The following is a 20456-nucleotide window of genomic DNA, read 5'->3' as shown; positions in this document are numbered from 1 at the left end:
GGTGTGCACAGGAGGAGGCATGCCCATGACCGAGGTGCTCGCCAGTCAGGTCCGTGGCGGAAGCGTCGACGAATCCCTCGTCCGGTCCGATGCGCGGCCCGGTGCCGGGCCGGAGAAATCTCTCGTCCACCCCGGCGCGGCGCCTCCAGGCCCGCGCGCCGGTCAGGAGCAGCCGCTCCTCCATCCGCGTCCCGACCCGGGCTCAGAGCAGGCGAGCCCGCGGGCACACCTGGAGGGTTCGAGTCCCAGGGCACACCTGGAGGCGGCGGGCCCCCGTACGCGTCTCGCGGAGGCGAGCTCCCGTGCCAGGCTTGAGGCCGGGCGGATCGTCACGGAGGTCCAGTCCCGGCCGGGGCTCGGCCAGGGGACGCTGACCGACGCGCGCGGTCGCTACACCGTCGAACTGGCCAAGGACGCCGCCGACATGCGGGCGGCTCAGCGGCTGCGCTACGAGGTGTTCGCCGAGGAGATGGGCGCCCACCTCGACTCGCCGATCTCCGGCCTGGACGTGGACCGTCTGGACGCCTACTGCGACCACCTGCTGGTGCGCTCGGGCGACACGGTGGTCGGCACCTACCGCATGCTCGCGCCAGGACGGTCCGACCGGCTGTACTCCGAAGGGGAGTTCGACCTGTCGGCGCTGGCCGGCATCCGTGGTGGCATGGTCGAGGTGGGGCGCACCTGCGTCCACCCCGACCACCGCGGCGGAACGGTGATCGGGCTCATGTGGGCCGGCATCGCCCGGTACATGGTCGCGGGCGGCTACACGTGGCTGGGCGGCTGCTGTTCGGTGCCGCTGGACGACGGGGGCAGGGCGGCCGCGGGGGTGCTGGACGGCATCGGCCTCGGCCCGGAGCGGTACCGCGTGACGCCGCACGACCCCTGGACGGGCGAGGGCGTGGCCAGGCCCGACCGGTTCGTGGTGCCGCCGCTGCTGCGCGGCTATCTGCGGCTCGGGGCGTGGATCTGCGGGATGCCGGCACACGATCCGATGTTCGGGACGGCCGACTTCTTCGTCCTGCTCTCGCTGGCCAACGTCGACACCCGCTACCTGCGGCACTTCCTCGGAGTGGCGGAATGAGCGGCGGCTGGCTGCCCGTGGCCCCGTGCACGGTGGATTCGTGCGTCGCGGCCCCGACGGAGCTCACCGGGCCGCTGCGGCGGGTGGCGCGCCTGGTGGGGGCGGTCGTGGTCGTGCTGGCCGGTCTTCCCTGCACGTGGGCCGCCCGCGCGCTCGGCGGGTCGCGGGCGGACGCGCTGGCGATGGCCTGGTCCCGTACCTTCCTGCGCGTCCTCGGGCTGCGGCTGGAGGTACGTCAGGGGTTCACCGTGCTGGGCGGCGCGGCGGCGCCGATGCGGGTGGTGGAGGAGGAGCCCGAGAGTGCGGGGGCGCTGCTCGTCGCCAACCACGTCTCCTGGCTGGACCCGCTCGTGGTCGCGGCGACGACCCCGTGCCTGGCGCTGGCCAAGAGCGAGATCGCGGCGTGGCCGTTGATCCGCTCGCTCGTGGCAGGGTCAGGTGCGATCTTCATCCACAGGGAGCGCCTGTCGACGTTGCCCGGGACCGTGCGGGCGATCGCGGACGCACTGCGCGCCGGCCGGTCCGTCGTGGCGTTCCCCGAGGGCACCACCTGGTGCGGCAGGGGCGGGGGGCCGTTCCGCCGTGCGGTCTTCCAGGCGGCGATCGACGCGGGCGCGCCGGTGCGGCCGATCACGCTGCGGTTCCGCGACCGCGCCGGCCACCTGGCGACCGGGCCGTCGTTCGTCGGCGAGGACACCTTGCTGGCCTCGTTGGTCAGGGTGGTGTCGGCCAGGGGGCTCGTCGTCGAGGTGACGACGTTCCCGCTCATCCCGCACACGAGCGGGGTCGACAGACGCGCCCTCGCCGGCCTGGCCCATGCCACCGTGCTGGGCGACCACCTTCGCCACGACGAACACCTGGCCGTCGCCGCGTAGCCGTATCCGGTCGCACCGCGCCGGGTCGCGCGCCGCGGTACGGCGCCGTGGTGCTCGTGGACGGGCACGCGGGCCGCGCCGCGCCGGGTCGGCGACCCGGCGCGGGCGGTGCGTGGGATCAGCCGACCTTGGTGGTGGCCTTCTTGGTGAAGTACCAGCTCTTGACGCCGATACGGTCGAGCTCGGCCCGGCTCAGGTCCTCGGCGCCGGTCGGGACGTCGAAGGAGTTGACGCCCAGCTTCGCGGTCACGTTGCCCTTGACGCTCTTCTTCAGCTTGACCTCGATGGTCAGCCAGTCGTGGTCGCCCTTCTCCAGCTCGTAGGGCGACCAGCACCAGAAGCCGTCGGGGTAGAAGTCGCACTCGGTGCCCTTGGGGCCGTCGAAGTACACCGTTCCAGTGCGGCCCTTGGGGAGGGTGCCGCCGAGGAAGTAGGCGTCGGCCACCCAGGGGCCCTTGTTGACCGCCTTGATGGAGTAGACGATCGTCCCGCCGCGCTTGATCTTCTTGGGGCCCTTCACCGTGACGGCGAAGGACGAGTACGGCTCGGCGGCGCTGGTGCGCGCGGAGGTGTGGGCCGTGGCGCCCGAGGCCGTTGTGGCGGACGCGGGGGCGGCGGAGGCCGGGGTGGCGGCGAGCAGCAGGGCGCCCGCGAGCGGGGCGGTCGCGAGCGCGGTCGCGATTTTGCCGAGGGGGTGGCGCATGCACGTCTCCAGAGTCGGGGAGAGGACGGGGACGCGCGGCGCCGTGGGACGGGCGCGGTCCCCGATGGGCACGCGAACCGTCCCTGCGGGCATGCAGGGGCGTCCTCGCACGCGAAGGTGGGGATCAGGTCCCCCTGGACGGGAGGCCATCCCGTCGCGGAGCGGAGAACACGGGTTCGCGGATAGATCAGTGGTTCTATCTTGATCGATTGCCGCGTTCCACTTATATCCGTTTTATTTCGATATGGTCACAAAGGCTGCCATTCACGTCGCTCGGCGCTCTGTGCTATCCGCCGAAGCGATGACGGGAAACCCTTGGTATCGCACACAGGAACACCAGGTGTTGAGCACGAGAACATCGGTGCGGGGGTGAGGAACGGCCGGCCGGACGAGGCGGAGGCACCGGCGCGCGGGTAGGTGACCTCCTGAGGCCGCGACACCGGTTCGGCGCCGGAGGAGGCCGAGGCGCATGCCCGTCATGGGCATGCGCCTCCTGCGGGCCAAAGCGATCTCGCGCCTCACCTCAGGGGAATCGACGCGGCGTGATCATGTGGAGATCGCCGAATTCATGCCATAGATAACCCTCGCGCAGTGCCTCCTCGTACGACCGGGCGAGCAGGTCCTCCCCGGCGATGGCCGACAGCATCAGCAGGTGACTGGATCTCGGTTCGTGCAGGCCGGTGATCAGGCCGTCCACCGCCCGCACCCCCGTGGCGGGCGTGACGATGTGCGAGGTCCACCCCTCGGCCGGGCGCACCACGCCACCCCCCGCGGCCGCCGTCTCCAGTGCTCGCACCACGGTGGTGCCCACCGCGATGACGCGTCCCTCGGCCTGGGCGACCAGGCGGGCGGTCGAGGCCGGGACGGCGAAGCGCTCGGGGTAGGGCGGCTCGTCCTTCTCCGGCGAGGCGACGCCGGTGTGCAGGGTGATGGGAGCGATGACGACGCCCCGGCTGACCAGGGCGGTGACCAGCTCGTGGCTGAACGGCCGCCCGGCGCTCGGCATCTCGGCACTGCCAGGGCGCACCCCGAAGACCGTCTGGTAGTCCGACAGCGGCCAGTCGTGCCCCACGTAGGCGTAGCGGATCGGCACGCCGTGCGTCCCCAGGTAGGCGGGCACGTCGCGGTCCAGCGTCGCCCGCCACAGCCGGGGCGTCTCGCGCTCCAGCAGGCGAAGCGTGGCGCCGCCGGGCAGTGGCAGCCACTCGCCCGGCTCGCCGCCCGCGTACGGGGCGGTCGTGCCCCGTGTGCGGCGCCGCAGTTCCACCAGCCACGAGCCGTCCTCGCGCTCGGTGGAGAAGTGGACGGCCAGCCGGTCGAGCGGCACGGCCGCGGGCAGCGTCGCGGAGTCGTTGACCACCAGCACGTCGCCGGGGTCGAGCAGGCCGGGCAGGTCGGTGAAGGCGTGATGGGTGATCGCCCCACCGCCGTTCTCGCCGACCGTACGTGTGATCGACCCGCCGCCGTGCCGGCCGACCGCATGGGTGGCCGGTCCGCCCGCATTCTCGCCGACCGTATGCGGGGTGGCTCTGCTGCCGTTCCTGGTGGACGATTCGCCGTCCTTCTCGCTGACCATGAGGCGGACGGCGTCGCGGGCCAGCCCCCGGGCCTCCGGCGGCTCGTGCGCCTCGCGCAGCGGGGGGAGGTCGAAGGCGATCACCGGATCACCCGTCCGCTGCCCGGCCGCCGTTTGATCAGATCGACCAGGAACGGCGCGACGGCGGCCGGGTCGGCCGCCTGCGCGGCCTCCTCCTCGCCGAGGGCGTCCGCGAGCATGCGCGTGCGCATCTCGCCGGGGTCCACCCACCAGACGGCGATGTCCGGTTCCTCGACGGCGAGCACGCTGGACAGGTGGTCCAGCGCCGCCTTGCTCAGTCCGTACCCGCCCCACCCCTCGTAGGCGCCGACCGCCGCGTCGGAGGAGATGTTGACCACCGCGCCCCTGCGCTCGCGCAGCCCCCGCAAGGTGGCCTGGATCAGGGCGAGGGGCGCGACCACGTTGGCGGCCAGGGCCTCGCCGAGCGCGTCCAGAGGGTAGGCGGCCAGCGGCGGCAGCGGGACGGCCCCGAGCGTGCTCGCGTTGTTGACCAGCAGATCCAGGCCGCCCAGCTCGTGCGCCGCCTCGGCCAGGCGGGTGCGGTGGGCGGGGTCGGTCACGTCGCCCGCGAGCGCGGTGGCGCCGGTCTCCCGGGCGGCCTCGGCGAGGCCGGCGGCGCCGCGGGCGGTGATGACCAGGCGCCACCCCTCGGCGGCCAGGGCGCGGGTCAGGGCCAGTCCGAGCCCCCGCGAGGCCCCGGTGACCAGAGCGGTGCGCGTCGCGGCGGCGGAGTGGGTGGCGGCGGAGTGGGTGGCGGTGGTGGTGGAGGGTGGGGGCGCTGGGGTTCGGGGGTCGTCTGCCATGGGGGCGACGTTAGGAAGCGGAGGACGCGGCGGGCATCGGCCCGGGGACCCATCCGCGCGCGGGCACATCGGCCTAGGACCATCGACCGAGCCGCGCGGCCCCCGCGTCCCCTTACAGTGTGGGCGTGACGACGGAACCGGTCATTTCCGGCGGCGGCGCAGGTGGCGAGCGGCGCGACGCCGTGCTGCAGGCCGTCAGCTCGGCCGTGCTCGCCGTCACCCGGCATCTGTCGGTGCGTGAGGTGCTCCAGGTGATCGTGCGCTCCGCCCGTGAGCTGTTGAACGCCCGGTACGCCGCGCTGGGCGTGCCCGACGACGACGGTTCGTTCGCCGAGTTCGTCGCCGAGGGCGTCAGCGACAAGCAGTGGGAGGCCATCGGCCCGCTGCCGCGCCAGCACGGCATGCTGGCCGCGATGCTCCGCGATGCCGAGCCGGTGCGCCTGCCCGACATCCGCGAGGATCCCCGGTTCGAGTGGTGGCCGAGCGCCCACCCGGTGCTCAAGGACTTCATCGGGGTGCCGATCCGCGACGGCGACCAGGTGCTCGGCATCATCTTCCTGTCCAACAAGCGCGCGCCGGGCGGCTTCGACCGGCAGGACGAGGAACTACTCACGCTCTTCGCCGCGCACGCGGCGATCGCGCTCACCAACGCCCGCCTGTACGAGCGGGGCCGTGAGCTGACGGTGGTGGAGGAGCGCACCCGCATGGCGCACGAGCTGCACGACGCCGTGACCCAGAAGCTGTTCTCGCTGCGGCTCACCGCCCAGGCCGCGGCCTCGCTGGTCAGGGCCGATCCCGAGCGGGCGGCGGCGGAGCTGGACCGGGTGCAGCGGCTGGCCGGGGAGGCGCTCGTGGAGCTGCGGGCGGTGATCGTCGAGCTGCGCCCGGCCGATCTGGACCGCCACGGGCTGGCAGAGACGTTGCGCAAGCACGTGGCCGTGCTCGACCGGCTCCATCCGGTGCAGGTCGCCTTCACCGCCGACGCGCTCGGCGACCTGCCGCCCGAGACCGAGGTGGCCGTGCTGCGCGTCGCCCAGGAGGCGCTGCACAACGCCCTCCGGCACGCGGAGGCCTCCCTGGTCGAGGTACGCCTGGAGTCCGACGGAACGCGCGTCAGGCTGGCCGTCAGGGACGACGGGCGTGGTCTGCCGGTCGGTTCGCCACCCTCCCGCGGCCTTGGGCTGGCGTCGATGCGCGACCGGGCCGAGGCGGCCGGGGGGACGCTGACGCTGGAATCACACCCGGGCGCCGGCACGACCGTCCGGCTGGAGCTGCCCACGTGAGCCGGTTCCCCTGTCGGCTTGGAGGTGCCCACGTGAGCCGGTTCGCCTGTCGGCTTGGAGGTGCCCACGTGAGCCGGTTCGCCTGTCGGGCTGGAGCTGCCCGCATGAGCCGGTACGACCGTCGGGCCGCGGCTGTTCGGGTAGGCCGGGACGGGGCGGGAGGACGGCGGTGATCCGCGTGCTCGTCGCCGACGACCATCCCGTCGTGCGCCAGGGCCTGCGCACCTTCCTCGACCTGCAGGGGGATCTGGAGGTCGTCGGGGAGGCCGCGGACGGAGCCGAGGCTGTGGCCATGGCCGGGGCGCTCGACCCCGACGTGGTGCTGCTCGACCTGAGGATGCCCGTGCTGGACGGGCTCGGCGCGCTGCGTGAGATGGCCGCCCTCGGACTCAGGGCACGGGTGATCGTGCTGACGTCGGTGAGCGACGGGCAGGACGTGGCGCCCGCGATGCGGTCGGGCGCCGCGGGATTCCTCTACAAGGACGTCGAGCCGGCGGCCCTCGTGCAGGCCGTCCGCTCGGTGCGCGGCGGCCAGGTGGTGCTGGCGCCCGAGGCGGCCGAGGCCGTCCTCTCCCAGCCCCCAGGTGGCAAGGACCACGGCTCCGCCGCCGGGACGGTCGCGGTGCTGACCGACCGGGAACGGGAGGTGCTCGCGCTGATCGCCTCCGGCCGGTCCAACAGGGAGATCGCCCGGCATCTCGTCGTGGCCGAGAAGACCGTCAAGACCCATGTCTCGAACGTCCTGATGAAGCTCGGTGTGCAGGATCGCACGCAGGCGGCGCTCTACGCCGTGCGTCATGGCCTGGCGTGAGCGTCACCGACGTGCGGGATCGCACTCAGGCGCCGCTCCACGCCGTGCGTCATGGCCTGGCTTGGGCGTCCCTCTGGTGCCGGGCCTCGACGATGGCGTTGTGGGCGGCCACCCGGGCACGGCGCACGGCGCGGTCGAGGTCGCGCAGGGCCTGTCCGCGGACGGCGACCTGGTCGGCGGTGAGTCCGCGCTCGTCGGCGAGACGCAGCACCGAGGCCAGCCGCGCCGTGAGCGCGGCCACCCGGTGGGCGCGGGCCGGGTATCCGGGGGCGAGGCCGTCGTCGGCGCCCCCGACCGACGGCTGGCCCCTGCCGGGCCCGTCGACCCGCGACAGCGCGTCGGTGGCCGAGCGCATGGCGGAGGTGAGGGCGTGCTCGGCCTCGGCCAGGCCGGGGACGTCCGGAGGGGTGGCCTCGGCCTCCATGGCGGTCCACAGGACGCCGGAGTAGGAGGAGCCGCGGCGGTCGGACGAGGGGACCAGGCCGAGGCAGCGGTCGCGCAGCACGGCGGTGGCGGCCTGCCCGGCCTCGACGGCGGCCATGGTGAAGGGGAGCGGCCCTGTGAGGCCGAGGGGGTCGCCCGCGACGGGCAACGACAGGCGCAGGGCGCTGACGCCCTCCGCGCGCAGGTCGGCGAGGAACCGGCGAAGGGGGACCTCGGTCACCACGCCGGAGACGACCTGCGGTCCCGCGGCGCGCTCGAGCCGGTCGACGGCCTCGTCCAGACCGACATGTCCGGCAAGCCAGGCGTTGCCCCATGCGACCAAGGTGGCGGAGATCGGTGAATCGGGGTGCACCGATCCACGATATGCGCTGATGCTGCAATAGGTTTGGTCTGGAGGGACACTGGGCGGGGCGACCCGCCCGGTGAAGCCGGGGCGGTCCCGATCGAGGGGGCGCTCCGGACGATCATGTCAGGAGGTATCCGGGATGGGTGGTCAGGTGCTTCGGCTCCAGGACGTCGCCGTCCGCAGAGATGGCGCGGCCCTGCTGCGGGGCATCGACTGGACCGTCGAGGAGGACGAGCGCTGGGTGGTCATCGGCCCGAACGGCGCGGGGAAGACGACCCTGCTTCAGGTCGCGGCTTCCCTCCTCTATCCGAGCGAGGGGTCGGTCGAGATCCTGGGCGAGCGGCTGGGCCAGACCGACGTCTTCGACCTGCGCCCGCGCATCGGCCTGGCCAGCGCGGCCCTCGCCGAGCGGGTGCCCGGGGACGAGAAGGTCATCGACCTGGTGCTCACCGCGTCCTACGCCATTCTCGGGCGGTGGAACGAGGAGTACGACTCCGGTGACGTCACCCGCGCCGTCGAGCTCATCGACCAGCTCGGGTGCGCCCACCTGATCAGGAGGAAGTTCGGCACGCTGTCGGAGGGCGAGCGCAAACGCGTGCAGATCGCCCGTGCCCTCATGCCCGATCCCGAGCTGCTGCTGCTCGACGAGCCCGCCGCCGGCCTCGACCTCGGCGGCCGGGAGGACCTCGTGCGCCGGCTGTCGGCGCTGGCCTACGACGCCACCGCCCCGACGATGGTGCTGGTCACCCACCACGTCGAGGAGGTGCCGAGCGGGTTCACCCACGTCCTGCTGCTGCGGCACGGCTCGGTGGTGGCCCAGGGGCCCATCGAGTACGTCATGACCGCCGACAACCTCTCGCGCACCTTCGGCGTGCCGCTGAGCCTCGAGCGCAGCATGGACGGCCGCTGGTACGCCCGCGCCCTCCCGGGGTGACGGCGAAGCGGCACACGACGGGCCCTACCGGAGTGATCGACGAAGCGGCACAGAGCGTGCCCTTCCAGGCTGAGCGGCGAAAGCGGCGCACGAGGGGCGATTTGTGATTGATATCGACCGCTCCGCGCGGTTCACGACCGCGTAAAGGGAAAACCAAATAGCATTCCGGCCGGGGCTCATCGGTTTCTTCGGGTCGGAGTTGGCTCATGACACAGCTCGTCGTCGCCATGATCGTGGTAGCCATCGCGGGGTTCGCGTTGTACCGCACCATCCGCATCGTCCCCCAGGCGCAGGCGTTCATCATCGAGCGGCTGGGGCGCTACCACCGCACCCTCACTCCGGGCCTGAACATCGTCGTGCCGTTCATCGACGGGGTGAAGACCATGGTGGACCTGCGGGAACAGGTGGTCTCCTTCCCCCCGCAGCCGGTGATCACCTCCGACAACCTCGTGGTGTCGATCGACACCGTCATCTACTTCCAGGTGACCGATCCCAAGGCCGCGACCTACGAGATCGCCAACTTCCTCACCGGCGTCGAGCAGCTCACCGTCACCACCCTGCGCAACGTCGTCGGCGGCATGGACCTCGAGCGCACGCTGACCTCCCGCGAGGAGATCAACTCCGAGCTGCGCGGGGTGCTGGACGAGGCCACCGGCAAGTGGGGCATCCGGGTGAACCGCGTGGAGCTCAAGGCCATCGACCCGCCCGCGTCCATCCAAGACTCGATGGAGAAGCAGATGCGGGCCGACCGCGACAAGCGCGCCTCCATCCTGTCCGCCGAGGGCCAGAAGCAGTCGGCGATCCTGACGGCCGAGGGCGAGCGCCAGGCCGCGGTGCTCAAGGCGCGCGGCGAGGCGGAGGCCGCCGTGCTGCGCGCCCAGGCCGACGCCGAGGCCCAGGCCATGCGGGCCAAGGGCCAGGCGGACGCGATCGCCATGGTGTTCCGCGCCATCCACGAGGGCAATCCCGACCAGCGGCTGCTGGCCTACCAGTACCTCCAGACGCTGCCCGAGATCGCCAAGGGCGACGCCAACAAGGTGTGGATCGTGCCGTCCGAGATGGGCAAGGCTCTGGAGGGCCTGGGCAGCCTGTTCGGCCCGGGCAGGGATGCTCCGTCCGCCAACCGGAACTCGGCCCCCGAGCCCCACTGACCTCGCCGGCCCGAGCCGCACCGACCGTCCTCGGCCCGAGCCGCACTGACCTCGCCGGCCCTAGCCGCACTGACCGTCGTCGGCCGGCTCCACGCCGGTGACGCGGCGCTCCGTCCGGGGCGGGCGGTGAGCGGCACGGCGCAGGGTGGGTACGGTTGCCGCCTAACATCGGGCGCAGCCGTACGAAAGGTGGGGTCTTGACTCCGTGGGAGGTCGTCGCGGTCCTGGTGGCCGGGGTCGCGGCGGGAGGCATCAACGCCGTCGTCGGATCGGGTTCGCTGATCACCTTCCCGACGCTGCTGGCGCTGGGCTATCCGCCGATCGTCGCGAACGTGTCCAACAACGTCGGGCTGGTGGCCGGCGGCGTGACCGGCGTGCTCGGCTACCGGGACGAGCTCAGGGGGCAGCGGCAGCGGCTCCTGCGGCTCGGCGCGGCCTCGGTGCTCGGCTCGCTCGCCGGGGCGCTGCTGCTGCTCCAGCTGCCCGCCAAGGCCTTCCAGATGATCGTCCCCGTGCTCATCGCGCTGGCCTGCGTGCTCGTCGTGGTCCAGCCCAGGCTCAACGCCTGGCTGTCCCAGCGGCAGGGGACCCAGCACCCGCACGGAGGGCCGTGGCTGTGGCTGGGAGTGTTCGGCGCCGGCGTCTACGGCGGGTACTTCGGCGCCGCGCAGGGGGTGGTGCTGATCGGGCTGCTCGGCATCTTCCTGGAGGAGCACCTGCAGCGGGTCAACGCGGCCAAGAACATGCTGTCGCTGCTGGTCAACTCCACGGCGGCCGTCGTGTTCGTTCTCATCGCCCCGGTCGACTGGTGGGCGGTGCTGCTGGTGTCGCTGGGCTCCATGCTCGGCGGTTTCCTCGGGGCCAGGGTCGGCCGCCGGCTGCCCGCCCGGGTGCTGCGCGCGGTGATCGTCTGCGTCGGGATCGTCGCGATTATCAAACTGGTGTACGGGTAGCCATTGCCATATGTGGGTATTTACCTGGTCATGAAGGGTGACCGGGTCGAAATCGTCATAGACGCGGGAGGCAATCCGCGTATCTACGAGATCGTGGCGACGAAGGCCGGCAGGCGCGTCGACGTCGCCACCCGCAGAGGGCTCGTGGAGGTCAGCGAGGTGACCAGGAGCGGCACCCCGGTGCGCACCGCCCGCTTCATGGCCAGCCGCATCCTCGCCCTCGTCGAGCACCCGGCCGCCGACGGTGAGAAGGACTGAGCCGGCCGCGCCGGCTCGCGCGCCTCAGGTCAGCTCGCGCGGGCGCACCTGGACGACGCCGTCGCCCCGCACGTTGACCTCGAACGACGGCTGGGGCGCGGTCGCCGGGCCGTGCACGACCCCGCCGTCCTCCAGCCGGAACGTGCTGCCGTGCCACGGGCACACGACGCAGGGCTCGTCGTCGTCCATGACCAGCCGTCCCTGGTGGAGCGGCCCGGCGAGGTGCGAGCAGCGGTCGGCCAGGACCGTGACGTTGGTCCCGTGGCGCAGCACGAACAGCTGGATGTAACCCAGACGGCGTGACACGGGGCGCCCGTCGGGCAGGTCCCACAGCCGGCACAGGTCGTGCCAGCCCAGCGGCACCAGGTGGGTGGTCTGCTCGGCGTGGCTCGGGCCGGCCGCCATGCGGTAGGCCAGGTGCCCGCCGAGGTTGCCGCCGATGCCCGCGGCGCCGAGTCCGGCGAAGGCGAGCGCCCGCGCGGTGCGGTGCCGGCCCGACAGCCGCAGGATCAGCGACCCCGAGTACAGGCCGATGGCGGCCATGTTGACCAGCACGTGGACCAGGCCGACCCGCTGCTGCTCCAGGTGCAGCACCGACCAGTCGGTCAGCCCCGCGGCGGCGGCGGGGACCGCGGCGGCCAGGCCCGTGGCCAGCACGGCCTGCGAGGCGCGGGGGTCCACGTCGATGACGTCGAGCACCGCCGTGGCGGTGAAGCACCCCAGGCTGACGGTGGCCAGCGGAGGGTGGAGAGGATGGCCGGTGGGCACGCCGTGCAGGACGTCCCGCGTCGGGCTTCCCAGTGGCAGCCTGCGCCTGATCAGCTTGGCCAGCGGGACGACGACGCGATCGAGGGCCCGCATGTGCTCGATGCGATCGGTGATCCCCACCGGCAGGGACATCCGCGCCAGCCCCAGGGATCGCCGGAGCGTCCGGCCTCGCGAGTTGATGGACTTCGAAGTTTCCTCCACTTTCGCCCCCTCTCGCCCTTAGGGGGGACCTACCCCCCTTGAGCCGTGGAGAACACCGCGGAGGCGGCTACGCGCGGCCGGGGGCCAGGTGGCCCCGGGCGGCCGACAGCTCGATGATCTCTGTGGCGTAGTCGCCGAGGGCCGGCGAGCCCTCGCGGATGATCTCGACCTTCTCCATCACCTGGTCCACCGTGACGCCGTGGCGCACCCAGCTTCCGCCCTCGTTGTGGTGGTTGGCCATCATCGGGGCGAGCCGGTCGAGCGCCTTGGCGAAGCGCGCCTCCGGCGTGCTCCGGGCCTCGAACTCCTCCCACAGCGCGCGCAGGGTGGCGGTCTGGTCGGCCGGCAGCAACCCGAAGATGCGGTCGGCGGCGGCGCGCTCGGCCTTCTCCTGCACCTCGACCGCCGTCAGGTCGTAGATGAAGGTGTCGCCGGCGTCGATCTCGACGATGTCGTGCACGAGCAGCATGGCGGTGACCCGGCCGAGGTCGGCGCCGGGCGGCGCGTACTCGCCGAAGACCATGGCCAGCATTCCGAGGTACCACGAGTGCTCGGCGTCGTTCTCCCTGCGGGAGCCGTCCATCAAGGTGTTGCGGCGGAGCACGCGCTTCAGTTTGTCGATTTCCACGGCGAAACCGACCTGGGCCAGCAGACGTTCCTTATCGGGCACGGTGGTCACGCGCCACAGCCTATTACCGGGAGCGCCCCGATTCGGCCCGACCCGCGCCGCGCGCCGCGGCTCAGGCGGGCTCCAGCGTGACCGGCACCCCGTTGAACACCGCGTTCCCCGACAGCGGGTCGATGATCGACTCGTCGGTCAGCGTGTTGGCGCTCACGCCGGCGTTCTTGGCCGCGACCAGCTGCGAGGATCCCGCGTGGCCCCAGCCGTGCGGCAGGCTCACCACCCCGCGCATGATCGTGTCGGTCGGCTCGAGCGGCACGGTGAGCTCGCCCGCCGCCGAGCGGACCACCGCCTGCCCCGACAGGCCCAGCTCGGCGGCGTCGTCCGGGTTGATCTGCAGGGTGCAGCGGTTGGTGCCGCCGACCAGCGGGGCGAGGTTGTGCATCCAGCTGTTGTTGGAGCGCAGGTGCCGCCGGCCGATGAGCACGAAACCCTCCGCCGGCCGGCCGAGCGCCTCGCGTAGCCGCGGGACGTCGGCCAGGATCGCCGGCGGGGCCAGCTCGACCGCGCCGGAGGCGGTGGCGAGGACGCCGGGCAGGCGCGGCGCCAGCGGTCCGAGGTCGACGCCGTGCGGGTGCCGCAGCAGCAGCTCCAGCGACAGGCCGGGCTCCCGCTCCCCGCCGCCTTCCTCGATCCCGCCCCGCGCACCGTCCTCCTCGCCGTCGCCGAACGGCTCGCGCCCGCCCCAGTCGCCGTAGGGGCCCAGGCGCAGCATCGCGTCCAAGCGCAGCTCGGCGCCGGTGCCGCCGGTGAGCATGGCGCGCAGTTCGGCGGGGTCACGGCCCTCGACGGGCGAGCCCGCGGCCTCCACCGCCCTGCGGAGCGTCTGGTCCAGGATGAGCTCGTCCAGCGCCGCGGGGTCGGCGTCCGCGCCCTGGCCCGCGGCGATCATGGCGAGCCGGGCGAGGATCTCGGCCTCGGAGGGCCGTCCCGGCTCCAGTGGCAGCACCGGCGGCGAGTAGCGCGCGTAGCCGCGCACGGCGAAGTTCAGCAGCAGGAAGTCGTAGTGCCCCGACTGCATGACCCGCGGCGGCGGCAGGATGACGTGCGCGTGGCGGGTCGTCTCGTTGAGGTAGGGGTCGACGCTGACCATGAAGTCCAGGCCGGCCAGCGCCCGGTCGAGCCGCGCCCCGTTCGGCGCCGACAGCACCGGGTTGCCCGCCACCGTGACCAGGGCGCGCACGCGGCCCTCGCCGGGCGTGTCGATCTCGTCGGCCAGCGTCGCCACCGGCAGCTCGCCGTTGGCCTCGGGCAGGCCCCGCACGCGGCTGTGCCAGCGGCCGGTCGTGTACGGCCGGCGGCGGCGCGGCCCCTCGGTCGCCGGGCGGGGGAACATGGCGCCCCCGGGCCGGTCGAGGTTGCCGGTCAGCACGTTCACCGCGTCCACCAGCCATTGGGCGAGCGTGCCGAACTCGACGGTGCACGTGCCGATGCGCCCGTACACGGCGGCGGCCGGCGCGGCGGCGAGCTCGCGCGCCAGCCGGACGATCACCTCCGCCGGCACGCCGCACGCGGTGGCGCACGCTTCGGGGGTGAAGGGCGCCATCGCGGCCTCGAACTCGGCGAGCCCGTTCACCGGGACGCCGACCTGCGCCAGGCCCTCGGCGAAGAGGGTGTGCGCGATGCCGGCCAGCAGGAACGCGTCGGCGCCCGGGCGGACGAAGACGTGCTCGTCGGCGAGCGCGGCGGTGCGGGTGCGGCGCGGGTCGACGACCACCAGCCGGCCGCCGCGCCGGCGCAGGGCCTTGAGTCGGCCGGGGAAGTCGGGCGCGGTGCACAGCGAGCCGTTGGACTCCAGCGGGTTGGCGCCCAGCATGAGCAGGTATCCGGTGCGGTCCAGATCGGGTACGGGCACCGTCATCGGGTCGCCGAACATCAGCCCGGAGGAGACGTGCTTGGGCATCTGGTCGGCCGTGCTGGCCGAGTAGACCTGCCGGGTGCCGACGGCGCGGATCAGCGGGGCGGCGTACAGCGCCCCGGCCATGGTGTGGGCGTTGGGGTTGCCGAGGTAGACGGCCCGGGCGGGCCCGGGGACGGCGGCCAGGCCCTGCTCGACGGCCGCGAACGCCTCCTGCCAGCTCGCCTCGCGCCACTCCGTGCCCGTGCGGATCAGCGGCCGGGTGAGGCGGTCGGGGTCCTCGTCCAGCCGGCCGAGGCTCGCGCCCTTCGGGCAGATGAAGCCCTTGCTGAACGGGTCGGCGTGGTCGCCGCGCACCCCCGTCACGCGCTCGTCGTCGTCCAGTCCGATGGTGAGGCCGCACACGGCCTCGCACAGTGGGCAGGTGCGGTGTGCGGTGCGCACGATGGGCCTCCTGGGTTCGAGGGCTGAACCCATCATTGCCGTCCTCCGCCGCCGGGGGAAGGTCAGACGCCGCTCCGTGCCAGGCAGTCCGGACAGGCGCCCCAATAGATGACGTCGGCCTCGTCGACGCGGAAGCCCGCGGCGTCGACGGGGTCCAGGCACGGGGCCTCGCCGGTGGCGCAGTCCACGTCGGTCACCGTGCCGCACATGCGGCAGACGAGGTGGTGGTGGTTGTCGCCGACCCTCGCCTCGTACCGCGCGGGGCTGCCCATGGGCTCGATCTTGTGCAGCAGCCCGGCGCCGTGGAGGGCGTGGAGTCCGTCGTAGATCGCCTGGAGGGAGACGTGGCCGACGCGCGCGCGCACCCGGCGGTAGATGGCGTCCACGTCGAGGTGGTCGCCCTCCCTGACGGTGTGCAGGATCGCGATGCGGGCCGCCGTCACCCGGAGCCCCGCATCGTGTAGCCGCTCGACATCCCCCACGACCTGCACCTTAAGCGGTAAACCTGAATCATTCAAGTAAAGGGACCTTCCCGCTAAGGCGATTTTCGATCGGCCACCCGGGGGGCGGTGTCCAGATCTGGGTGGAGGTGGCATGCTCTTGGAACGATGAGAACCGAGCCCATACACGGCACCCTGTCCGGTTTGCCAGAGATCTCCCCGCGGCGGGCGCGTGTCCGCCGTGCCGCCGCGCTGACCATGGCCGTGGCGATGGCGGCGGTGCCGGTCATGGCATGCTCGGCCGCCGAGTCGTCCTCACCGCCGTCCAAGAGCACGGACGGCGCCTCATCCGCGCCCGGCGAAGCGACGGGCGACGCGACCGGGAAGCCGCAGGCCGGCGCCCATCGGCGGCCGTTCACCATCTCCTTCGGCGGCGACGTCCACTTCGAGGGCATGCTCCGCAACCGCCTGGCCGACCCCGGCACCGCCCTCGGCCCCATCGCGTCGGTCCTGCGCCGCGCCGACCTGGCGATGGTCAACCTGGAGACCGCCATCACCCAGGGCGGCACCCCGGCGCCGGGCAAGCAGTACACCTTCCGGGCCCCCGCGACGGCGCTCACCGCGCTCAAGGCCGCGGGCGTCGACGTGGCGTCCATGGCCAACAACCACGGCATGGACTACATGGAGGGCGGGCTGCGCGACTCCTTGGCCGCCATCCGCCGCGCCCGCTTCCCGATCGTCGGCATCGGCAAGAACGCCGCCGAGGCCTACCGGCCGTTCCGCAAGGTCGTGAACGGCAACCGGGTGGCGATCATCGGGGCGACCCAGGTGCTCGACAGCCAGTTCGTCCAGGCGTGGACGGCGACCCCCACCAAGGGCGGCCTGGCCTCGGCCAAGGACGAGGCCAGGCTCATCCAGGCCGTCCGGCAGGCGCGCCGCACCGCGGACACCGTCATCGTGCACCTGCACTGGGGGACCGAGCTGCAGAAGTGCCCGAACCAGGCGCAGCTCGCGCTGGCCCCCAAGCTGATCGCCGCCGGCGCCGACGTCATCGTGGGCGGCCACGCGCACATCCTGCTCGGCAGCGGCTACCTGCAGGGACGTTACGTCAACTACGGGATGGGCAATTTCGTCTTCTACAACTCCGGCCCGCAGACGGGAACGACCGGGGTGCTGACCCTCACCATCAACGGGCGCAAGGTGCTCAAGGACGGGTGGACGCCGGCGCGGATCAGCGGAGGCGTCCCCGTCCCGCTGACCGGGGCGGCGCGCACCCAGGCCGTCGCCGGGTGGAAGTCCCTGCGAGGGTGCGCGGGGCTGGGCGCCACGCCGTGATCCGCCGCGCCGCCCCCGGCCGATCTATATTCGGATGGACGGTCCGATGACTGTGCAGGGGGTGGGCGTATGCGGTTCGCCATCGGGACGCGACCGACGGCCGTGCGCGAGCTGCGGCGCGCCCGGGCCGAGGGACGCGGGGCCTTCGACGGCCGGCTCGTGGTCGTGACCGGCGCCGGGAGCGGCATCGGCCGGGCCACCGCCCGCGCCTTCGCCGCCCACGGGGCGCAGGTCGTCTGCGCGGACATCGACCTCGCGGCCGTCCGCCGCACGGCGCTGGAGATCGGCCCGTGCGCCCACCCCTGGCGGGTGGACGTCGCCAGTGGCGAGGACATGGAGCGTTTCGCCTCGGCCGTGCGGGAGGAGCACGGCACGCCGGACATCGTGGTGAACAACGCGGGCATCGCCGTCGCCGGGTCCTTCCTGGACCACGAGGTGGCCGACTGGCGGCGCACCATCGACGTCAACCTGTGGGGCGTGGTCCACGGGTGCCGGCTGTTCGGCCGCCAGATGGTCGAGCGCGGCCGTGGCGGCCACATCGTCAACGTCGCCTCGCTCGCCGCCTTCGCCCCCTCGCGCCTGCTGCCCGCCTACTCGACCTCCAAGGCGGCGGTGAAGATGCTGAGCGACTGCCTGCGCGCCGAGCTGGCCGGGAGGGGCATCGGCGTGAGCGTGATCTGCCCGGGGTTCACCTCCACGGCGATCGCCGCCAACGCGACCTACCGCGGGGGAGACCGCGCGTTCAGCGAACGGGCGCTGCTGCGGCGCGGCTACCCGCCCGAGCGGGTGGCGGCCCACATCCTGCGCGCCGTCCACCGCAACACGGCCGTGGTCCCGGTGAACGCCGAAGGCAAGATCGGATATGCCTTGTCGCGCATCTCCCCGGGCTTGATGCGGGGAATCGCCCGCCTTATGAATTCCGATTTGGGACGTCTGGCCGGGAAGGACTGACCGCGGGCCCTGAAAGGGGCAAGATGAAACGGTGTCAGCCCCGCCCAGCGACCGCTGCTCCCACGACGACCAGGCGCCGCTGCGCCGAAGACCCTCCCAGCGCCGCAGCGCGCGACGCGTCGAGCGCATGCTCGACGCCTGCGCCGAGTTGCTCGACGAGATCGGCTACGAGGCGCTGTCCACCACCCGCATCGCCGACCGGGCCGATGTGGCCATCGGTTCGATCTACCAGTTCTTCCCCGACAAGCGGGCGATCACCCAGGCGCTGACCCAGCGCAACGTGGAGCTCTTCATCGCCCGGGTCGGCCGGCGCTTCATGACCGAGGACTACACCGGCTGGTGGCACGCGGTGGACGCCATCATCGACGAGTACGTCGACATGAACAGGACCGTTCCGGGCTTCCGCTCACTGCGCTTCGGCGACGCGGTGGACCTCAACCTGCTCGACTCGGTGTCGGAGAACAACACCGTGATCGCCGGCCGGCTGCGGGGCCTGCTGCTCGCGGAGTTCGGCATGGCCGACAGCGAGGAGCTCGACCTGTGGCTGACCGTCGCGGTGGAGTCCGTGGGCGCGGTCCTCGCGCTGGCCTTCCGCCGCGACCCCGACGGCTGGCCACCGCTCGTCGAGGAGGCCAAGCGGCTGATCCGCGGCTACCTGTCCACCCAGTTGCGCGCGCACGGCGAGGTCCCGGCCGGCCACGAGGGCTCGGCCGCCCGCTAACGGGCCACCGTGCCGGCCCGGCCGGGGGAGGCGGGGGCGCGCGAGGAGGACGTGGCGCCCGCGTCGCCGCTCTCGGCGTCGCACGGCGAGGAGAGTCTGCGGATCAGGTTGCGGGCGGCCTGCACCTCGGCCCGCGTGCGCACCAGTTCCTGGCGTTGCTGGTCGGCGGTCTCGAGGCGGGCGGTGGCGTACCCGAGGGTTCCGGGGACGACGGCGGCGCACAGGGCCGCGCAGGCGAGGGCGAAGGTGGTCTGCCAGGACGGGTCCATCGCAGCTCCTTCGAAAGAGCGGGTGACGTTCCAGGCGTGGCGAATATGCCCTCTCGCTCGCATGACACACGCACAGTAGTCAAACATGCGCAAATCAGGACGTAAGTAATGCCTGCCGTTGTCCACGCATGGTCGAGCGGCGCTCGGTAATCTCGTCTTGTGGCACATGTGACGCGTGAGCAGCTTGATCGACTTCTCGAGCAGGCACTTCTCGACGACGATCACGGGGCTCTGGCGGGGAGGCTCGACGATCTGGCGCGCGGATACGCGTCGGGAGAGGTGTCCCGTGCCGCGATCCTCGTGCTCGCCGCCGAGGAGTGGCGGCAGGCCGGCCAGCCGGCCAGGGCGCTCGAATGCTTCCAGCGGGCGCTGGACGACGGCGGCGAGGTGGGCGTCGACCCCAGGGCCGGCATCGCCGACACCCTGTTCGAGCTCGACCGCCCCGACGAGGCCCGCGAGCTGGTCGACTCCATCAAGGCCGGCGGGCAGGTCGACCCCAGCACCGCGCTCAACGTCGCCGAGACCCTGCTGGCCTACGGCGACCCGCGCGCCGCCCACGAATGGGCGACCGACGGCATCCTGGCCGGCGAGGGCCCCGCGGGCATCCGCGACGCGCTCCTTCGCACCCGCTACCGCATCCGCGTGGATCTCGGCCTGCCCGAGGACGACCTCGACGCCCTGCTCGACGTCTCCCGCTGACCGTCTCCCCTGACCGTCCCTCCGCTGACCGTCCCTCCGCTGACCGTCTCCGGCCAGGCCACGGCGTGAAGGCCGCGCGGGCCGTGACTCCCAGGCGCCACGGCCCGCGCGGTGCGGGTACATCCCTCAGGGACGGCTCGCCGGTGAGCGCGCCGCCCGCCGCACGGGGGCGTCTTCGGGCGGCGCGAGCCGGCGTCCGGGTCAGTCGGCGTGCGGGCCGTCGATCGTGGTGTCGACGGTGAGCGTCCTGCCGAGCTCGACGTCCAGCCCGTGCGAGCTGTGCGCGGACACCCGGGCGGGAAGGAGCGCCGGCTCGACGGGCATGAGCGGCTCAGGGGCGGTGGGCTCGTCGGCGGCGTACCCGCCGCGGCGCATGGGCAGGTCGCCCGGCCGCGGCAGCCCCGGAACCGAGGCCGCCCACCCGCGGACGGCCCGGTACACCAGCGCGCTCTCGCCGAAGGGGGCCCAGCCGGTGGCGCGGGCGATCGCGGGCAGGTCGTGCAGGCCGATCACCGCGGCGGTGCGGGACGGCAGGCCCCGGCTGCGGCCGATGTGCTCGAAGCCGATGATCAGGTCGTCCCGGTCGTGCCGGGCGGCGAGGGAGGAGACGGCCGCCTGCGGCACGGCCACGGCGTCCATGGCCTCGCAGGCCGCGGACGTGGCGCCCTGCGAGCGCAGGACGGCCACGGCGCTCTCCTCGCAGGACGTGGCGGCCGAGGCGCTGCCCGTCCCCAGCAGGCCCGCGCCCGCCGCGACCGCGGCCACCGCGAGCATCCCCCGGATACTGATCGAACTGAGCATGAAGACTCCCTGACTACCTTTTCGTGCTTGGACGAGCACTTAACGTAG

General features: G+C 72.9%; 22 protein-coding genes. 12 read left to right on the top strand and 10 right to left on the bottom strand.

Going from position 1 to position 20456, the window contains the following annotated elements:
• Nucleotides 1-19: 19 nt before the first annotated feature.
• On the top strand, nucleotides 20-1081 hold the full coding sequence (locus ACWEN6_RS07045) for a GNAT family N-acetyltransferase (protein ID WP_452569353.1): 1062 nt from the start codon (nucleotides 20-22) through the stop codon (nucleotides 1079-1081).
• Nucleotides 1078-1956: a lysophospholipid acyltransferase family protein gene (locus ACWEN6_RS07040; RefSeq protein WP_452569352.1), complete on the top strand. Its 879-nt coding sequence runs from the start codon at nucleotides 1078-1080 to the stop codon at nucleotides 1954-1956. Before ACWEN6_RS07045 ends, ACWEN6_RS07040 begins: the two co-directional genes overlap by 4 nt.
• A gap of 118 nt (nucleotides 1957-2074) precedes the next feature.
• On the opposite strand, the gene ACWEN6_RS07035 is transcribed toward ACWEN6_RS07040, so the two are convergent.
• The 3 genes from ACWEN6_RS07035 to ACWEN6_RS07025 form a co-directional block, all read right to left on the bottom strand.
• Nucleotides 2075-2731 (bottom strand): hypothetical protein, encoded by a 657-nt coding sequence (locus tag ACWEN6_RS07035; protein WP_452569351.1) that lies wholly within the window; start codon nucleotides 2729-2731, stop codon nucleotides 2075-2077.
• Between the two features lie 451 nt (nucleotides 2732-3182).
• The gene (locus ACWEN6_RS07030; protein WP_452569350.1) at nucleotides 3183-4319 is read right to left on the bottom strand and encodes an S-adenosylmethionine:tRNA ribosyltransferase-isomerase; all 1137 of its coding nucleotides are present in this window, start codon (nucleotides 4317-4319) and stop codon (nucleotides 3183-3185) included.
• Complete coding sequence (locus tag ACWEN6_RS07025; RefSeq protein ID WP_452569349.1) at nucleotides 4316-5059, bottom strand: SDR family NAD(P)-dependent oxidoreductase; 744 nt, start codon at nucleotides 5057-5059, stop codon at nucleotides 4316-4318. The genes ACWEN6_RS07030 and ACWEN6_RS07025 overlap by 4 nt, the downstream gene beginning before the upstream one ends.
• A gap of 125 nt (nucleotides 5060-5184) precedes the next feature.
• On the opposite strand from ACWEN6_RS07025, the gene ACWEN6_RS07020 reads away from it, so the two are divergent.
• Together ACWEN6_RS07020 and ACWEN6_RS07015 are read left to right on the top strand one after the other, a co-directional pair.
• On the top strand, nucleotides 5185-6342 hold the full coding sequence (locus tag ACWEN6_RS07020) for a GAF domain-containing protein (protein ID WP_452569348.1): 1158 nt from the start codon (nucleotides 5185-5187) through the stop codon (nucleotides 6340-6342).
• A 169-nt stretch (nucleotides 6343-6511) separates the two neighbouring features.
• Entirely contained in the window at nucleotides 6512-7153 is a 642-nt protein-coding gene (locus ACWEN6_RS07015; protein WP_452569347.1) for a response regulator, read from the top strand.
• Nucleotides 7154-7202: 49 nt separating this feature from the next.
• On the opposite strand, the gene ACWEN6_RS07010 is transcribed toward ACWEN6_RS07015, so the two are convergent.
• Nucleotides 7203-7949, bottom strand: coding sequence for a hypothetical protein (locus ACWEN6_RS07010; protein ID WP_452569346.1), 747 nt, complete (start codon nucleotides 7947-7949; stop codon nucleotides 7203-7205).
• Nucleotides 7950-8082: 133 nt separating this feature from the next.
• Here ACWEN6_RS07010 and ACWEN6_RS07005 point away from each other — a divergent pair, with 133 nt between their 5' ends.
• The 4 genes from ACWEN6_RS07005 (at nucleotide 8083) to ACWEN6_RS06990 (ending at nucleotide 11239) form a co-directional block, all read left to right on the top strand.
• A complete protein-coding gene (locus tag ACWEN6_RS07005) occupies nucleotides 8083-8877 on the top strand; it encodes an ABC transporter ATP-binding protein (RefSeq protein ID WP_354837709.1) in 795 nt (264 codons plus the stop codon).
• A 206-nt stretch (nucleotides 8878-9083) separates the two neighbouring features.
• Nucleotides 9084-10028 (top strand): SPFH domain-containing protein, encoded by a 945-nt coding sequence (locus ACWEN6_RS07000; RefSeq protein WP_452569345.1) that lies wholly within the window; start codon nucleotides 9084-9086, stop codon nucleotides 10026-10028.
• Between the two features lie 197 nt (nucleotides 10029-10225).
• Complete coding sequence (locus tag ACWEN6_RS06995; protein ID WP_452569344.1) at nucleotides 10226-10981, top strand: sulfite exporter TauE/SafE family protein; 756 nt, start codon at nucleotides 10226-10228, stop codon at nucleotides 10979-10981.
• A 30-nt stretch (nucleotides 10982-11011) separates the two neighbouring features.
• Nucleotides 11012-11239: a hypothetical protein gene (locus ACWEN6_RS06990; RefSeq protein WP_452569343.1), complete on the top strand. Its 228-nt coding sequence runs from the start codon at nucleotides 11012-11014 to the stop codon at nucleotides 11237-11239.
• A 24-nt stretch (nucleotides 11240-11263) separates the two neighbouring features.
• On the opposite strand, the gene ACWEN6_RS06985 is transcribed toward ACWEN6_RS06990, so the two are convergent.
• From ACWEN6_RS06985 to ACWEN6_RS06970, 4 genes are all read right to left on the bottom strand, one after another.
• Nucleotides 11264-12208, bottom strand: coding sequence for a Rieske 2Fe-2S domain-containing protein (locus ACWEN6_RS06985; protein WP_452569342.1), 945 nt, complete (start codon nucleotides 12206-12208; stop codon nucleotides 11264-11266).
• Nucleotides 12209-12275: 67 nt separating this feature from the next.
• Nucleotides 12276-12887 (bottom strand): HD domain-containing protein, encoded by a 612-nt coding sequence (locus tag ACWEN6_RS06980; RefSeq protein WP_354837719.1) that lies wholly within the window; start codon nucleotides 12885-12887, stop codon nucleotides 12276-12278.
• A 61-nt stretch (nucleotides 12888-12948) separates the two neighbouring features.
• Complete coding sequence (locus ACWEN6_RS06975) at nucleotides 12949-15192, bottom strand: molybdopterin-dependent oxidoreductase (RefSeq protein WP_452569341.1); 2244 nt, start codon at nucleotides 15190-15192, stop codon at nucleotides 12949-12951.
• Between the two features lie 62 nt (nucleotides 15193-15254).
• The gene (locus ACWEN6_RS06970) at nucleotides 15255-15674 is read right to left on the bottom strand and encodes a Fur family transcriptional regulator (RefSeq protein ID WP_354837723.1); all 420 of its coding nucleotides are present in this window, start codon (nucleotides 15672-15674) and stop codon (nucleotides 15255-15257) included.
• Nucleotides 15675-15890: 216 nt separating this feature from the next.
• Here ACWEN6_RS06970 and ACWEN6_RS06965 point away from each other — a divergent pair, with 216 nt between their 5' ends.
• From ACWEN6_RS06965 to ACWEN6_RS06955, 3 genes are all read left to right on the top strand, one after another.
• Nucleotides 15891-16967 (top strand): CapA family protein, encoded by a 1077-nt coding sequence (locus tag ACWEN6_RS06965; protein WP_452569381.1) that lies wholly within the window; start codon nucleotides 15891-15893, stop codon nucleotides 16965-16967.
• A gap of 69 nt (nucleotides 16968-17036) precedes the next feature.
• On the top strand, nucleotides 17037-17918 hold the full coding sequence (locus ACWEN6_RS06960) for an SDR family NAD(P)-dependent oxidoreductase (RefSeq protein ID WP_452569340.1): 882 nt from the start codon (nucleotides 17037-17039) through the stop codon (nucleotides 17916-17918).
• A 31-nt stretch (nucleotides 17919-17949) separates the two neighbouring features.
• Nucleotides 17950-18639: a TetR/AcrR family transcriptional regulator gene (locus ACWEN6_RS06955; protein ID WP_354837727.1), complete on the top strand. Its 690-nt coding sequence runs from the start codon at nucleotides 17950-17952 to the stop codon at nucleotides 18637-18639.
• On the opposite strand, the gene ACWEN6_RS06950 is transcribed toward ACWEN6_RS06955, so the two are convergent.
• Nucleotides 18636-18908, bottom strand: a complete 273-nt coding sequence (locus ACWEN6_RS06950) for a hypothetical protein (protein ID WP_452569339.1) — start codon at nucleotides 18906-18908, stop codon at nucleotides 18636-18638. The two genes, ACWEN6_RS06955 and ACWEN6_RS06950, sit on opposite strands and share 4 nt — an antisense overlap.
• A gap of 159 nt (nucleotides 18909-19067) precedes the next feature.
• Between ACWEN6_RS06950 and ACWEN6_RS06945 the strand changes: the two genes are divergently transcribed.
• Nucleotides 19068-19607, top strand: coding sequence for a tetratricopeptide repeat protein (locus ACWEN6_RS06945; RefSeq protein WP_354837731.1), 540 nt, complete (start codon nucleotides 19068-19070; stop codon nucleotides 19605-19607).
• A 201-nt stretch (nucleotides 19608-19808) separates the two neighbouring features.
• On the opposite strand, the gene ACWEN6_RS06940 is transcribed toward ACWEN6_RS06945, so the two are convergent.
• Entirely contained in the window at nucleotides 19809-20408 is a 600-nt protein-coding gene (locus ACWEN6_RS06940) for a hypothetical protein (RefSeq protein ID WP_452569338.1), read from the bottom strand.
• Nucleotides 20409-20456: the final 48 nt, after the last annotated feature.

The organism is Sphaerisporangium sp. NPDC004334 (assembly GCF_053602655.1).
This window is presented reverse-complemented; position numbering and strand designations above follow the sequence as displayed.

Excerpts from the sequence above, each read along its gene's own strand:
- ACWEN6_RS06960 (WP_452569340.1), top strand. The coding sequence starts at position 17,037 with ATGCGGTTCGCCATCGGGACGCGACCGACGGCCGTGCGCGAGCTGCGG.
- ACWEN6_RS07005 (WP_354837709.1), top strand. The coding sequence starts at position 8,083 with ATGGGTGGTCAGGTGCTTCGGCTCCAGGACGTCGCCGTCCGCAGAGAT.
- ACWEN6_RS07040 (WP_452569352.1), top strand. The coding sequence starts at position 1,078 with ATGAGCGGCGGCTGGCTGCCCGTGGCCCCGTGCACGGTGGATTCGTGC.
- ACWEN6_RS06950 (WP_452569339.1), bottom strand. The coding sequence starts at position 18,908 with ATGGACCCGTCCTGGCAGACCACCTTCGCCCTCGCCTGCGCGGCCCTG.
- ACWEN6_RS07025 (WP_452569349.1), bottom strand. The coding sequence starts at position 5,059 with ATGGCAGACGACCCCCGAACCCCAGCGCCCCCACCCTCCACCACCACC.
- ACWEN6_RS06965 (WP_452569381.1), top strand. The coding sequence starts at position 15,891 with ATGGCCGTGGCGATGGCGGCGGTGCCGGTCATGGCATGCTCGGCCGCC.
- ACWEN6_RS07000 (WP_452569345.1), top strand. The coding sequence starts at position 9,084 with ATGACACAGCTCGTCGTCGCCATGATCGTGGTAGCCATCGCGGGGTTC.
- ACWEN6_RS06990 (WP_452569343.1), top strand. The coding sequence starts at position 11,012 with ATGAAGGGTGACCGGGTCGAAATCGTCATAGACGCGGGAGGCAATCCG.
- ACWEN6_RS06940 (WP_452569338.1), bottom strand. The coding sequence starts at position 20,408 with ATGCTCAGTTCGATCAGTATCCGGGGGATGCTCGCGGTGGCCGCGGTC.
- ACWEN6_RS07045 (WP_452569353.1), top strand. The coding sequence starts at position 20 with ATGCCCATGACCGAGGTGCTCGCCAGTCAGGTCCGTGGCGGAAGCGTC.